Source organism: Niabella agricola, from assembly GCF_021538615.1.
GTDB lineage: Bacteria > Bacteroidota > Bacteroidia > Chitinophagales > Chitinophagaceae > Niabella > Niabella agricola.
In genome coordinates this window covers 224,372-237,949 of sequence record NZ_JAJHIZ010000003.1, presented here as the reverse complement: position 1 = coordinate 237,949, position 13,578 = coordinate 224,372, and the positions used below count along the sequence as shown (strand labels likewise).

11 protein-coding genes, 1 other RNA gene and 1 pseudogene are annotated in these 13,578 nt (G+C 46.5%); 11 read left to right on the top strand and 2 right to left on the bottom strand.

Annotated features, from left to right (window positions below; all coding sequences use genetic code 11):
• Positions 1–308 precede the first annotated feature (308 nt).
• Complete coding sequence (locus LL912_RS06445; RefSeq protein WP_235552757.1) at positions 309–1,496, bottom strand: thiolase family protein; 1,188 nt, start codon at positions 1,494–1,496, stop codon at positions 309–311.
• 162 nt (positions 1,497–1,658) lie between these two features.
• On the opposite strand from LL912_RS06445, the gene LL912_RS06440 reads away from it, so the two are divergent.
• From LL912_RS06440 to rnpB, 11 genes and pseudogenes are all read left to right on the top strand, one after another.
• Positions 1,659–2,879: an exo-beta-N-acetylmuramidase NamZ family protein gene (locus LL912_RS06440; protein ID WP_235552756.1), complete on the top strand. Its 1,221-nt coding sequence runs from the start codon at positions 1,659–1,661 to the stop codon at positions 2,877–2,879.
• A gap of 274 nt (positions 2,880–3,153) precedes the next feature.
• Entirely contained in the window at positions 3,154–3,966 is an 813-nt protein-coding gene (locus LL912_RS06435) for a DUF3822 family protein (protein ID WP_235552755.1), read from the top strand.
• The gene (locus LL912_RS06430) at positions 3,942–4,487 is read left to right on the top strand and encodes an RsmD family RNA methyltransferase (RefSeq protein WP_235552754.1); all 546 of its coding nucleotides are present in this window, start codon (positions 3,942–3,944) and stop codon (positions 4,485–4,487) included. The genes LL912_RS06435 and LL912_RS06430 overlap by 25 nt, the downstream gene beginning before the upstream one ends.
• A 53-nt stretch (positions 4,488–4,540) precedes the next feature.
• Positions 4,541–5,110 (top strand): 5-formyltetrahydrofolate cyclo-ligase, encoded by a 570-nt coding sequence (locus LL912_RS06425; RefSeq protein ID WP_255785599.1) that lies wholly within the window; start codon positions 4,541–4,543, stop codon positions 5,108–5,110.
• A pseudogene (gene lpxK / locus LL912_RS06420) lies at positions 5,100–6,074 on the top strand (tetraacyldisaccharide 4'-kinase); the annotation flags it as partial. The gene LL912_RS06425 and the pseudogene lpxK, both read left to right, overlap by 11 nt.
• A 100-nt stretch (positions 6,075–6,174) precedes the next feature.
• Positions 6,175–8,172: a ribonuclease R gene (gene rnr / locus LL912_RS06415; RefSeq protein WP_235552751.1), complete on the top strand. Its 1,998-nt coding sequence runs from the start codon at positions 6,175–6,177 to the stop codon at positions 8,170–8,172.
• A 192-nt stretch (positions 8,173–8,364) separates the two neighbouring features.
• Positions 8,365–8,724 carry a DUF7674 family protein gene (locus tag LL912_RS06410; RefSeq protein ID WP_235552750.1) on the top strand — a complete coding sequence of 120 codons (360 nt, stop codon included), beginning with the start codon at positions 8,365–8,367 and terminating at the stop codon, positions 8,722–8,724.
• Between the two features lie 268 nt (positions 8,725–8,992).
• A complete protein-coding gene (locus LL912_RS06405; RefSeq protein WP_235552749.1) occupies positions 8,993–9,958 on the top strand; it encodes a polyprenyl synthetase family protein in 966 nt (321 codons plus the stop codon).
• A 57-nt stretch (positions 9,959–10,015) separates the two neighbouring features.
• Complete coding sequence (locus tag LL912_RS06400; protein WP_235552748.1) at positions 10,016–11,710, top strand: amino acid permease; 1,695 nt, start codon at positions 10,016–10,018, stop codon at positions 11,708–11,710.
• Between the two features lie 141 nt (positions 11,711–11,851).
• Positions 11,852–12,874, top strand: a complete 1,023-nt coding sequence (locus LL912_RS06395) for a Smr/MutS family protein (RefSeq protein WP_235552747.1) — start codon at positions 11,852–11,854, stop codon at positions 12,872–12,874.
• 70 nt (positions 12,875–12,944) lie between these two features.
• Positions 12,945–13,358: RNase P RNA component class A (gene rnpB, locus LL912_RS06390), an RNA gene on the top strand.
• A 49-nt stretch (positions 13,359–13,407) separates the two neighbouring features.
• Here the strand turns inward: rnpB and LL912_RS26315 are convergent.
• Positions 13,408–13,557: a hypothetical protein gene (locus LL912_RS26315; RefSeq protein WP_455011049.1), complete on the bottom strand. Its 150-nt coding sequence runs from the start codon at positions 13,555–13,557 to the stop codon at positions 13,408–13,410.
• Positions 13,558–13,578 lie beyond the last annotated feature (21 nt).

The window sequence follows — 13,578 nt, the reverse complement described above, 5'->3', positions numbered from 1 at the left end:
ATGCAATCCCATTTCCATATTTGCACACATACACATTTTCATATGTTTTTGGGCGACAGGGAGACTGATGGAAGGGAAAATGTTATAATCCGCTGGTTTCACATTAGATCCTGTATGATATCTGGTGTCGCTACTAAAAACTGAAGGCTAAACGATGAACGCTTGTTCCAGATTCAACGTTTAAGGCTTAACATCAGATTTTGTATGATGCTCATAACGAAAAACTGAAGACTGATATCCTATACTTCTGACCAAAACTTCTCCCTAACCTCAACTGGACTCATGGTCGCTGACCCATTACCTCATTTTTAAATTATCCGCTCTACTACCATTGCGCTGGCGCCGCCACCACCGTTACAAATGCCTGCTGCGCCATAGCGACTCTTGTTCTGTTGCAGCACATGGATCAATGTTACAATGATGCGCGCGCCGCTGGCACCAAGGGGATGCCCGATGGACACAGCCCCTCCGTTTACATTTACGACTTCGGGGTTCAGCTTCATCCGCCGGGTATTTTCAATGCCCACCACGCTGAAGGCTTCGTTCAGTTCCCAAAAATCAATATCGGTCATTTTCAATCCCGCTTTTTCAACCGCCTTGGGAACGGCCAGGGAGGGCGTTGTAGTAAACCATTCGGGGGCCTGTTCGGCATCGGCGTAAGACAGGATCTTTGCAATGGGGCGCAATCCCAGTGCTTCGGCTTTTTCTTTGCTGATAAGCACCAGTGCGGCGGCACCATCATTCATGGTACTGGCGTTTGCCGCGGTAACCGTACCGTCCTTTTTAAACGCGGGTTTCAGGGTTGCTATTTTATCAAACTTCACGTTAAACGGTTCTTCATCTTTGGATATGGTAATGGGAGCTCCTTTACGGGATGGGATTTCAACCGGTATCACTTCTTCATCAAATTTCCCCGCTTCCCAGGCATGCTGGCTGCGGCGATAGCTTTCAGCGGCAAAGGCATCCTGTTCTTCCCTTGAAATACCACATTCACCGGCACATAATTCTGCTGCCATGCCCATAGCGTCACCATTGTATACATCGGTTAAGCCATCTTTTGCCAAACCATCAACAGCCGCTACATTTCCGTATTTATTGCCCCAGCGCATTTTGTCGAGGTAAAACGGTACATTGCTCATGCTTTCCATACCACCGGCAATCACAATATCGGCATCCCCCAGGGCAATGTGCTGCACAGCACTGGCAATCGCCTTCATACCGCTCGCACAAACCTTGTTGATGGTAGTACAATTGACCTGGTCCGGCAAACCCGCAAATTTCGCTGCCTGGCGGGCCGGAGCCTGTCCCAGGTTCGCCTGTAGCACCGACCCCATAATCACATCGTTGACCTGTTCCGGGGCAATACCGGCTTTCGCAAGCGCGCCTTTAATAACAATCGCCCCCAGTTGGGTAGCACTTAGCTCTTTTAGCGCTCCTCCAAAGCTGCCGATAGGGGTACGAACGGCGGAGAGGACATATATTTCTTTGGGTAACATCTTGTTTTTGTTTTGACAAATGTAGGGGAAATTTCTTTTTAATAACAAGTGTTAGTTTTGTCTCTGATGCCCGGTTTGCATACGGGCCTCCCGATACCTGCCGGTTATATCCCGATGAAGCTGTATTTTAGCAGCTGCCTGATTGAATGATAAATAAACAATATGAAGCTGATTCTTTTAAATTTGTTACTGATTGCAACATGTGTGTCCTGTGCCACAGCCAGGGTTTCCAAAACGCTGCCTGCGAACCCGGAACGGACCATCAAAACCGGTGCCGATCAAACCGAAAAATATGTCCCCTACCTGAGCGGTAAAAGGGTAGGAGTGCTGGCCAATCCTACTACGCGTATCGGGCACCGGCACCTGGTAGACAGTTTGCTGGAACGGGGTGTTAAAATCGTAAAAGTATTTGGTCCCGAGCATGGCTTTCGTGGAGATGCCGACGCGGGGGCTTCGGTGAGCGATGCTGTGGATGCCAAAACCGGTATTCCTGTTATTTCATTATATGGTAAAAAGAGTAAGCCCTCAAAGGAAGACCTGGCTGATGTGGATATCATGATCTTTGATGTACAGGATGTGGGTACCCGGTTTTATACCTATATCAATGTGATGGGAAGGATCATGGAAGCCTGTGCTGAAAATAATAAAGAACTATTGATCCTTGACCGGCCCAACCCGAATGGTTACCTCGTAGACGGTCCCGTGCTGGATATGCGGCTGAAGTCGGGCATTGGTGCCTATCCCATCCCTATTGCGCATGGGCTCACTATCGGGGAGCTGGCGCAAATGATTAACGGCGAAGGATGGCTGCCGAATAAAATGAAAGCGAATATAAAGATCATTCCGGTAGCACATTATAAGCACGATCTGCCATACACATTGCCGGTGGCTCCGTCTCCCAACCTGAACACCCAGCAAAGCATCTTATTGTATCCCTCACTTTGTTTGTTTGAGGGAACCATTATCAGCCAGGGACGCGGAACGCAGTATCCCTTTACCGTATTGGGTGCGCCGGCGCTGAAGGGAAGGTACGCGTTCTCATTTACACCGGTAGCCATTAAGGGAATGAGCGCCACCCCGCTGCATAAAGACCAGGTTTGTTACGGGCTGGATCTGCGGGAATATGATATGACAGAACTGATGCGGGATCGCAGGATTAATATCCGGTGGATGATGGAACTGTACAAGGCCTATCCGGATCCCTCCAAATTTTTCGATAAGACCCAAAGCAACCAGATTGGTGATATTGATAAACTGGCGGGTGTTTATGAATTTAAAAAACAGATCGTCGAGGGCCGGTCCGAGGAAGAGATCCGGAAGAGCTGGGAACCGGGACTGTCAGCGTATAAAAAGATGCGGAAACAATATTTACTGTATCCGTAATGTGATCGCTTTCCAGCTGACAGCGCTGATTGTTTCGCGGATCTTTGCTGATGTTTCTAAGTACGCGATATGATATCTGTTCATAAATAGCAGGCCGCGGCAGGTAGACTGACCCCATCTGCGTAAAAAATCTGCGAAGAGCGGCGGGAAAGTTCTCCGCGGCCGTCGCAGAATTTCTATGGTTCAGCGGATCTGTGGCGATAGCCCTCCGGCTGCAATACAACAACCGAAATGGAAAATTTTATGTACGTTTGCTCCCTAATAAAAAAAGTAAGTGCAGGCTCGATTTGAAATAAACGGAACATATTTTTTAGACCCGGAATACAGTGTTTTAGCTGTTCAAACCGGCCCGGGGTATCTGGCCTATGCGGTTTGCGATGCATTGGGGTCGAAACTGGGAACACTAAAATGGTTTTCGACAGAAAAAAGCAGCCTGCAGGAACTGCTGTCGGAAATTCCTGAAATCCAAAATCCCTTCCAGAAAAAGATCATTGCTTTTGATTTTCCGGCGTATACCCTGCTGCCGGCGGCGTTGAACCGGGGCGACAATAGTGCCCTGCTGCACCTTGCCGGTGGTGATCCGCAGGATCACATTTTAAGTGAGCACGTGGGAAACGATATCTCTCTGAATTATTCCGTGCCTTTTACATTGCTGAACCAGTGCATTCATCATATACCGGGTGCCTCGTACTGGCACCTGCAAAAAATCCGCATTGCAGAAGCGATGCAGGACGGCAGCGGATCTGTTATGGATGTGAATGTGATTGATCATACATTTTCAGTAGTAGTGGTAAGCAATGGTGCACTACTGCTGGCGCAGCATTATACCTACCGGGCGCCGGAAGACCTCTTGTTTTACCTGTTAAAGATCGCCGAAATGCATCAGCTGTCGCAAACAGAAGTGCAGTTAAATATCTCAGGATTGGTAGACGCCGATTCTCAGTTGTATAAAATGCTGTATGCCTATTTCCTGAATATCCGGCTGATGAATGCTGGTTGGATGGCCGAAACAGAACAACCCTGCCCGCCGCATTATTTTACGACTTTAAAACAAATTGCCCTATGCGAATTATCGCCGGTGCACTAGGCGGAAGAAAGATTAATCCCCCCGCTAAAATGCCTTATACAAGGCCCACCACAGATGTAGCCAAAGAAGGACTCTTTAACGTATTGCAGCACCGGATCGATTTTGACGATATCAAAACCCTGGATCTGTTTGGTGGTACCGGCAGCATCAGTTATGAACTGGCCAGCCGGGGTGCGGGCGACCTGACCATCGTGGAAAAAGACAATGTGATGTTTGAATTTATAAAAAAAACAGCCGCCACCCTCAAAATTGAAAACATGAAATTTGTAAAAATGGATGTTTTTAAATACCTCGAAAGTTGCACGACCCAATATGATTTCATTTTTGCCGGTCCGCCTTATGCACTTACAACCATTGATGAGCTGCCAAAGCTAATTATTGGCAGACAACTGCTAAAGGAGAACGGTTGGTTTGTACTGGAACATACACCAAGGAACGACTACAAGCAATTTGAGCAATACAGCTTTGAGAAAAACTACGGCACTACCATTTTTTCCGTTTTTATCAATCAGCCGGAATAGCCGGTAGTTTTGAAAACGGAAAGCAAGCTCGCAGGTTTTTAGTACCTTTACCAATGCTCAAGTCGGAAGCAAGGACAGAATATTTGCAGAAACGCGCCCGGATTACATTAAAGCAACAGGCTGTATGGGATGATCTGTTATTGATTAAGATACAGCAACTTCCCATGCCACCCTTGCATGCGGTATTGAGCTATGCGGCCATTGAACGCCGCAAAGAGATCAGCACCGAGGCCATGCTTGGTTATCTCGAATTCCGGAACCCCGGCATGCGGATCGCCTACCCGGTATATGATTCCCGAACTTCTGTAATGGAAGCGGTTTGGGTAGATGACGAGACTTTATTTAATGTAAATGAATTTGGAATCAGCGAACCACTGAACGGCACCGTGGCTCAACCCAGGGAACTGGACCTTGTGTTTGTGCCCCTGTTATGCTTTGATGAACGTGGATACCGGGTGGGATACGGGAAGGGTGTATATGACCGGTATTTGAAAAATGTACGGCCAGATACCCTCCTGGTTGGGTTAAGTTATTTTGAACCGCTGCCTCTGATCGCAGATACCGATAAATTTGACGTACCTTTAAACTATTGTATTACGCCGCAACGGATTTATGAGTTTTAAGAACGTTATCAAAAAAAAATATAAATTACTGTTACCAGTTTCATGGCTTTATATTGCAGGCGTTCGCATTTTTAGCTTTTTGTATGATTCGGGCTTAAAAAAAAGCCGCTCCTATCCGCTGCCGGTGATCTGTATCGGTAACCTTTCGGTAGGAGGCACCGGCAAGTCGCCCATGGTGGAATATATCGTACGTTTATTAAAAGACCGGTACCGGCTGGCAACCGTCAGTCGTGGATATGGTAGAAGAACCCGCGGATTCCTGGTAGCAGGTAATGATGCTACAGCGGTCATGATCGGGGATGAACCCATGCAGTTTCATACAAAATTTCCGGAGATCACCGTAGCCGTGGCAGAAAAAAGGGCAACGGCCATTGAAGAACTGCTCCGGCGAGAGCCGCCGGAGGTAATCCTGCTGGATGATGCCTTTCAGCATCGGGCTGTTACATCGGGACTGAATATCCTTCTTACAGCATATGATAACCGGTTCACCGGTGACGCGTACCTGCCGGCGGGACAGTTGCGGGATCTTAAGTCGCACTATAAAAAAGCCGATTGTATTGTGGTCACCAAATGTCCCCCGGTATTACCGGAGGCGGAACAACAGGCAATTCGGTATGAAATCAACCCGCTGCCCGGCCAGCTGGTTTTTTTTGCAGCATTAGAATACGGAAATTTATACCCCGTTTTCGGAGAAAAAGAATGGTCGCCGGATGGTATTGATACGCTGCTGCTGGTAACCGGGATCGCAAACCCCGAGCCGCTGAAAGAACAGCTGCAACAGTACAAAAAAGAGATCCGGACCTTTTACTTTGAAGATCATTATGACTTCCGGCCGGAAGATATCGACCGGCTGCTGCTTGACTACAACGCCTTTAAAAACGGAACCGCGGCATTCATTACCACTGAAAAAGACAGCGTGCGATTACTTCGGTTTAAAGCGCAGCTGGAGGCGGTAGCGCTGTTCGCGTTGCCCGTGCGTCATCGCTTTTTATTGGATGGGAGCAAAAAATTTGATACCTTGATCGGGGATTTTATTCAAAACTTTGAAAAATCACAAATATGCTATGGCAAAAAAAGTAAAGAAGAAAAAAAGTAAAACATCTTCTGGTGGAGAGCAATTGTTGAAAGGAACACTGGAGGTTACAAAATCCGGAAGGGGTTTTGTGATCGTTCCGGGTCTGGAGGAAGATGTGCTGATCCGTCCCGAAGATCTGCGTAATGCGATGGACGGGGATGTGGTTCGGGTAAAACTTACGTCTGGTTATGATGCCAAACTCAAGGGAAAGATCATGGAAGTAGTGCAGCGGAACCGTACAGAGTTTATCGGCACCCTTCAGCTAAACCGGGGATTTGGTTTTGTACTGGGCGACAAAGAAAAAGGATTGCCGGATATTTATATAGCGGAAGAGCACCTGAACGGAGCATTGAACGGACAAAAAGTAGTAGCCAAAATGCTGCGCTGGGAAAAAGAAGACAAGCGCCCGGTAGGAGCCATTGTTTCCATACTGGACGAAGCGCGTTCCGGTGATATAGCCATGAAAGAGACCCTGCTCGAAAAAGGGTTTCCATTATCCTTTTCTGAGGACGCCATGGAAGTGGCCAATCGTATTCCGGATGCGATTACAAAAGAAGACCTGGCAAAGCGGAAAGACATTCGCAACATTCTCACCTTTACCATCGATCCTGAAGATGCCAAAGATTTCGACGATGCTATTTCATTCCGGATATTGAAAAACGGCAATTACGAAGTAGGGGTGCATATCGCTGATGTAAGTCATTATGTAGTTCCGGGTACAGCGCTGGATGATGAAGCATACCTGCGGGCTACTTCGGTTTACCTGCCCGACCGGGTAAACCCGATGTTGCCGGAACATATATCCAATATCTTATGTTCTTTGAGGCCGGATGAAGACAAGCTCACCTTTTCTGCCATCTTCCAGCTAAACGAAAAAGCGGAAGTAAAGCAGTATTGGCTGGGGAAAACAGTGATCCGCTCAAAAAGGCGTTTTACTTACGAAGAGGCGCAGACGATCATTGAAACCGGCCAGGGCGATCATGCAGAAGTGATTGGCCTGGTAAACAAATTGTCGCAGCGGCTGCGTCAGAACCGTTTTGATGAAGGCGCGATCAACTTCAACTCCACCGAGGTCCGGTTTAAACTGGATGCGAATGGCGTGCCCACCGGCATTGTATTAAAAGTAAGTAAGGAAGCACACCAGCTGATTGAGGAACTGATGCTGCTGGCCAACAAGTACGTAGCAGAAACAGCTTCAAAAGTAAAGATTAACAATAAAACCTTACCATTCCCGTACCGGATCCATGATACCCCGGATGAGGAAAAATTATTGCCCTTTGTAGCCTTTGCCCATAAGTTCGGGTATAAATTTGACATTTCAAGTGCCGAGACCATTGCAGCCTCTTTTGATAAATTATTAAAAGATATCAAGGGCCGGCCGGAAGAAGCGGTACTGCAGCAGCTGGGTATACGCACGATGGCCAAGGCAAAATATACTTCTTCCAATATCGGGCACTACGGGCTCGGCTTTGAGAATTATTGTCATTTTACTTCGCCCATACGGCGTTACCCGGATATTATGGTACACCGCATCCTGCTGGAGATCCTTGAAGACAAGGCGAAAATAGACAAGAAGCTCGAAGAGAAATGCAAGCATTGCAGCGAGCGTGAACGGGCAGCCATGGAAGCCGAGCGCAGTGCCAATAAATACAAGCAGGTGGAGTATATGCAACAGTTCGTCGGAGAGGAATTCGATGCCATTATAAGCGGAGTTTCCAAATTTGGTTTCTGGGCCGAAACCGTGGATCATTTGTGTGAAGGCATGGTGGGCATGACCAGCCTTGCGGAATATGATGTATTTAAACATTCGGAGGCCGATTATGCCATCGTGGGCATGCGCACCGGCATCCGGTTTACCATGGGAGATAAGGTCCGCATTCAGGTTGTGGCTGCAAATCTCGAAAAACGTTATCTGGACTATCATTGGGTGAAACCGGCCACATTGAACACTCCTGTTAAAAATAGCAGGTCGAAAAAGAAGAAATAATCTCCATAAAATCAAGCGGTAACGGAAAACTGTATTCATACCATTTCAAAATGAAATGGTATTTTTCATTTTGATCGGCTGTTATTTGATATAATCTGATATTCTTGCTTCTAATGTATTGGTTATCAAAATTTTATTTTTGATTGGATAAATGGAATGAATTTAGCCGCAGGTAGCCATAAATAAACAGAGATGAATCGATATGAAATCCGGGCGCTGATTGAAGACGAATTGCCGGCGGTATATGGTGCGTTGAAAACACCCCTCGGGTTGGAAAATAGCCCTCATATTATGAACGTACTGGTTGGTTTTGTAAAAAGAATGCTTGCAGCGCATAACCTGCCCGTTGTGATAAAATGTATGCGAATTGTAGACAGGATTTATGAAAAGGGAGATTGCGTTGTAAGGAATGCCATAGAGCATGTCTTTATCCGCGCGTTCTCCGGCTTTCAAAAAAGCTGCCATATGGCAGAGTGGAGGGTGCTCAGTGCTAAGATCCCCATCACATTGTTTTCTGTATATATACAGCAACGGTATCAATCAAAAATATAAAAAGCCAATGCCGGCTATCCAATAAAAGACACGCTGCAGAGTTAAAAATTGGAAATGCGATAATGATCCGGAACATTGTTTGATCCCGTATTGGGCAATGGAATTGCAGCGGTACGAACGCCGATTCTCTATGGGATAGCAACCGCCCATGACCAGCGATGCTGCCATTCGATATCCCGGCCGCGGTTCATTTTAGCAGGCAGGCAGGGAGCCGCAACCGGGATCGTTGAAAAGCTGTTTTTTGAGCAAGAACCATTATTTTTGAGCCATGCATACATTCGAAGAATTATCCGCCTTATTTTCCGAAACATTTGAAAAAACACATTTTCCGCAGGAGCCGCATACCCTCTATGAGCCCAATAACTATTTTTTATCACTTGGAGGAAAACGGTTACGTCCGGTGCTCTGCCTGATGGCAAACGAGTTATTCGGAGATATACATCCCGATGCCTGGAATGTAGCCACAGCCATTGAATTATTTCACAATTTTACATTGATCCATGATGATATTATGGATAAAGCGCCGCTGCGCCGGGGGCAGCAAACGGTACATACCAAGTATAGCGAAAGTACGGCCATCCTTGCCGGCGACGTAATGATGATCCGGGCTTATGAATATATTTCCCGTGTTGATGTTGTGCTGGTACAGCGGATATTGGAACTGTTTAATCATACGGCGGTTGCAGTTTGCGAAGGACAGCAGCTGGATATGGATTTTGAGCAGCGCGGGGATGTAACGATGGAGGAGTACCTGGAAATGATCACTCAAAAAACGTCTGTGTTGCTTGCGGCCAGTTTACAGATGGGCGGCATCCTGGGTGGAGGGAGCTATGGCAACCTCGATCTTTTATACCAGGCGGGAAAAAAGATCGGGCTGGCTTTCCAGGTTCAGGACGATTACCTGGATGCCTTTGGTAATCCCGAAAAGTTTGGTAAACAGGCAGGGGGCGATATCCTCGCCAATAAAAAAACCTTCCTGCTGATAAAGGCCCTTGCCGAAGCTAAGGGCGCGCAAAAACAAGAACTGGATGCGCTCCTGGCTGGAAATGACCCGGATAAGGTAACCCGGGTGTTAAAAATTTACAGGGACTGTAATATTGATGGTTGGGCTATTGAGCTCAAACACCGGTTTTTAAATGAGGCGCTGCAACATTTTGATGATATGGCGGTGGTTTCTAAAAGAAAAATGCCGCTGAAAGAGTTGGCCCAGCAACTGGTAAAAAGAGAAAATTAGGTAGATAAATTACAAAAACTCATCATTTTATAATATTTTCACTAAAATTCATCATAGATGGGGGGCTCGATCTTTCGAAAGAAAAAGATAGAAAACATTATTGCCGAGCCGGAAGAACAGCTGCACGGCCTTAATAAAATACTAACTGTAAAAGATCTAACGTTTCTGGGAATCGCGGCAGTAGTGGGAGCCGGCATTTTTTCAACCATCGGAAGCGCCGCTTATCATGGGGGGCCGGGTGTTTCGTTGTTATTTATTATTACAGCCGTTACCTGTGGTTTTTCGGCCTTATGTTATGCGGAGTTTGCCAGCCGGGTTCCGGTATCAGGCAGTGCATACACATACTCTTATGTTAGTTTTGGTGAAATTGTGGCCTGGGTAATAGGATGGGCGCTTATCCTGGAATACGCGATCGGTAATATTGTGGTGGCCATTTCCTGGAGCGGTTATTTTAATAATTTGCTGGTGCATGTATTTCATATCCACCTGCCGGATTGGTTGCTGGTGGATCCGGAAACGGCAATCAATGCCTACCAGGGAGCAGTAAAAGCGCTTGCAGGAAACACAGCCGGACTTGCACCGGAGGAGCTGAAAAATTACCGGTTTGCTGTTGATGCATATAACAACGCGCCAAGGATTGGATCCATGCCCGTATTCCTGAATCTTCCTGCCTTTATCATTACGGCACTCATTACCTGGCTCGCGTATATTGGAATCAAAGAAAGTAAGCAATCGGCCAATTTTATGGTCATGTTCAAGATTGCGGTAATCATCTTTATTATTGTTGTTGGTGCTTTTTTCGTAGATACCAATAACTGGACGCCCTTTTTACCCAATCGTTTTGAGGGTGTTTTGAAAGGTGTTTCAGCAGTCTTTTATGCGTATATAGGGTTTGATGCCATTTCTACAACGGCGGAAGAATGCCGGAATCCGCAGCGTGACCTGCCACGAAGTATGATCTATTCATTGCTGATCTGCACAGTACTGTATATTGCGGTTGCACTTGTACTCACAGGAATCGAAAACTATGCATCGTTTAAAAATGTTTCGGATCCACTGGCCTTTGTCTTTGAAAAAAGAGCGCCCTGGGTGGAGAAAATTGTTTCTGTTAGTGCAGTGGTGGCAACAACATCAGTGTTGCTGGTGTTTCAGATCGGTCAGCCAAGGATCTGGATGAGCATGAGCCGGGACGGGTTGCTACCCCGGGTCTTTCAAAAGATTCATCCCCGTTATAAAACGCCATCTTTCTCTACCTTGTTAACAGGGGCCATTGTAGGATTTGGTGCGTTGTTTCTGGAAAGCAGTCTGATGACTGACTTAACAAGCATCGGAACCTTATTTGCATTCATCCTGGTTTGCGGCGGACTACTCATCCTGCCGCCGGTAGGCAAAGAAGCCGGTAAATTTAGAATCCCTTATCTCAATGGCCGTTATATCATTCCGATATTGCTGATCATATTTATTTACCTGTTCCGGGAGCGAACCGTTCAGTCGTTTCGCAATATTGGTAATGAGGGTTATCAGGAAATCCTCTTTCTGTTGTTCCTCGTTATGGCCACGGTTATTGCCGTTAAAACGGTCATCCGGAAATACTCATTTGTTCCGGTAATGGGTGTTTTATCCTGTCTTTATCTGCTGACCGAAATTCCGGCCATCAGCTGGCTGTGGTTCTTTGTATGGATGGCGATCGGATTGACGATCTATTTTTTATACGGGTACCGGAACAGTAAGCTGGCAAAAAAAGCAGGCTGACAGCCTGCCCATCCCTAAGCGCAGCTGCCATGCAGCGAAAAAACAAGGTGTTCCGTTGCACAGGTGTTAAAGATCTGCCTGGAGCATCTTCATTTCTTAGCGGTGGCTGTATTGGTAACCGGGAGCTACGTATATTTGCTTGTGAAATATCAGATAGGCGATAAAGTGTTGATCCTGCATTCGGACGAAGAAGGAATCATTGTTGATTTTATAAACGACAAAATGGTAATGGTGGATGTACGCGGGGTGAAGTTTCCGGTGTACCTGGACCAGATCGATTTTCCATATTTTAAGAATTTTACACAAAAGAAAAAACAATCACCGGCAGCGCCCCGCCGGTTTATTGACGACCTGAAGAAGGAAAAAAAACTCCCCGAAAAAAAGGAGGACGGGGTATGGCTGAATTTTTTGCCCGTTTCAGATACGGACGAGTTTGGCGACGAGGTGGTGGAACTGCTCAAAGTGCATCTTGTAAACAATACACGCACCGCCTACCAGTTTAAATATGCACTGGGCTTTTTTGGTGCACCTGAATTTGAGTTAAAGAATACCATACAGCCGTTTCAGAGTTTTTATATCCACGATGTTCCCTTTGAGGATATGAGTGACAGCCCTTCTTTCGAGTTTGAATTTTCACTGGCACAGCCCAATAAACAGAAAGCAACGCATTTTGAAACCGCCGTTAAAATAAAGCCCAAACAACTTTTTGCAAAAATTGAAGAACTACGGCAGAAAAACCTGGCAACTTTTTCATACAGGTTGTTTGATGCTTATCCCGACAAAGCGCCGGAGGCCGATCCCATGGAAATATCGCTCAGTAAACTGGGGGAAAAATTTAAAGTGTACAATGCAAAGGAAGCCCGCAAGCACCTGGAACCGGCCAGAAGCGTGGTGGATCTGCACATCGAGAAATTAACGGACAATGCGGCACGCATGGACAATTTTGAAATGCTGACGCTTCAGCTGGATACGTTTGAAAAATTTTACAACCTGGCCGTGGCCCATATGCAACCCATGCTCACCATTATTCATGGGGTAGGAACCGGACGGCTCCGGGATGAAATCCATGATGCATTGCGGCGGAAAAAAGAGGTGCGTTATTTTGTAAACCAGTATCATCCGTCTTATGGTTACGGCGCTACGGAGATCCATTTTAAATATTAAGAGCAGCAGTTTTGGCGCACCGGGTAATGCCTGGTTTTGCATTCTGAATTTTAGATTCTAACTTTGCAGGGTTACAAGCCGGGTTATCGCCTTTCGCGTTGCGATGGGAGGAAAGTCCGGACAGCACAGAGCAATACACCGGTGAATAGCCGGGTGTTTCGCCCCGGGCGGAACAACAGACAGTGCCACAGAAAATAACTGTGGCGCCACAGGCGCCATGAGGGTGAAAATGTGAGGTAAGAGCTCACGGTGTTTAACAGTAATGTTGAATACGGGTAAACCTTGTATGCTGAAATACCATGTAAATCCTGCTTTTTAAAACGGTCTGTTTTAAAATGTGAGCTGCTCGTTTACAATTCCGCTACGGCGGGATGGCAGGAAGGGTAGGTAGATGGATTCATTGAGGCAACTCTCTGAACAGATAAATGATAACCATCCCGCCCCGGGCGGGATACAGAATCCGGCTTACAGGCTTGTAACATTTTTTTCTGCTATCCGGATGCGTTAGCAGGCTTGTCAGCTGCCCCGGAGTTTTATATGAGATCGCCATCCTGCTTGATGAAGTACCATTCAACTTTTCGTATTGTAGCAAGCGTGCGCTGCGTCGTTTTTTTATAGACTGTTTTGTCAAACTGGTTACTGCATTTGCAGGTATCGTTCAACAGGCCCGGAACACCGCGCACTTGGTAAAAAAACTTTAGTTT

Bases quoted from the DNA above. Each gene is read 5' to 3' on its own strand.
- LL912_RS06410 (WP_235552750.1), top strand. From the start codon at position 8,365: ATGAATCGATATGAAATCCGGGCGCTGATTGAAGACGAATTGCCGGCG.
- rnr (WP_235552751.1), top strand. From the start codon at position 6,175: ATGGCAAAAAAAGTAAAGAAGAAAAAAAGTAAAACATCTTCTGGTGGA.
- LL912_RS06445 (WP_235552757.1), bottom strand. From the start codon at position 1,496: ATGTTACCCAAAGAAATATATGTCCTCTCCGCCGTTCGTACCCCTATC.
- LL912_RS06405 (WP_235552749.1), top strand. From the start codon at position 8,993: ATGCATACATTCGAAGAATTATCCGCCTTATTTTCCGAAACATTTGAA.
- LL912_RS06400 (WP_235552748.1), top strand. From the start codon at position 10,016: ATGGGGGGCTCGATCTTTCGAAAGAAAAAGATAGAAAACATTATTGCC.
- LL912_RS06440 (WP_235552756.1), top strand. From the start codon at position 1,659: ATGAAGCTGATTCTTTTAAATTTGTTACTGATTGCAACATGTGTGTCC.
- LL912_RS06425 (WP_255785599.1), top strand. From the start codon at position 4,541: ATGCTCAAGTCGGAAGCAAGGACAGAATATTTGCAGAAACGCGCCCGG.
- LL912_RS06430 (WP_235552754.1), top strand. From the start codon at position 3,942: ATGCGAATTATCGCCGGTGCACTAGGCGGAAGAAAGATTAATCCCCCC.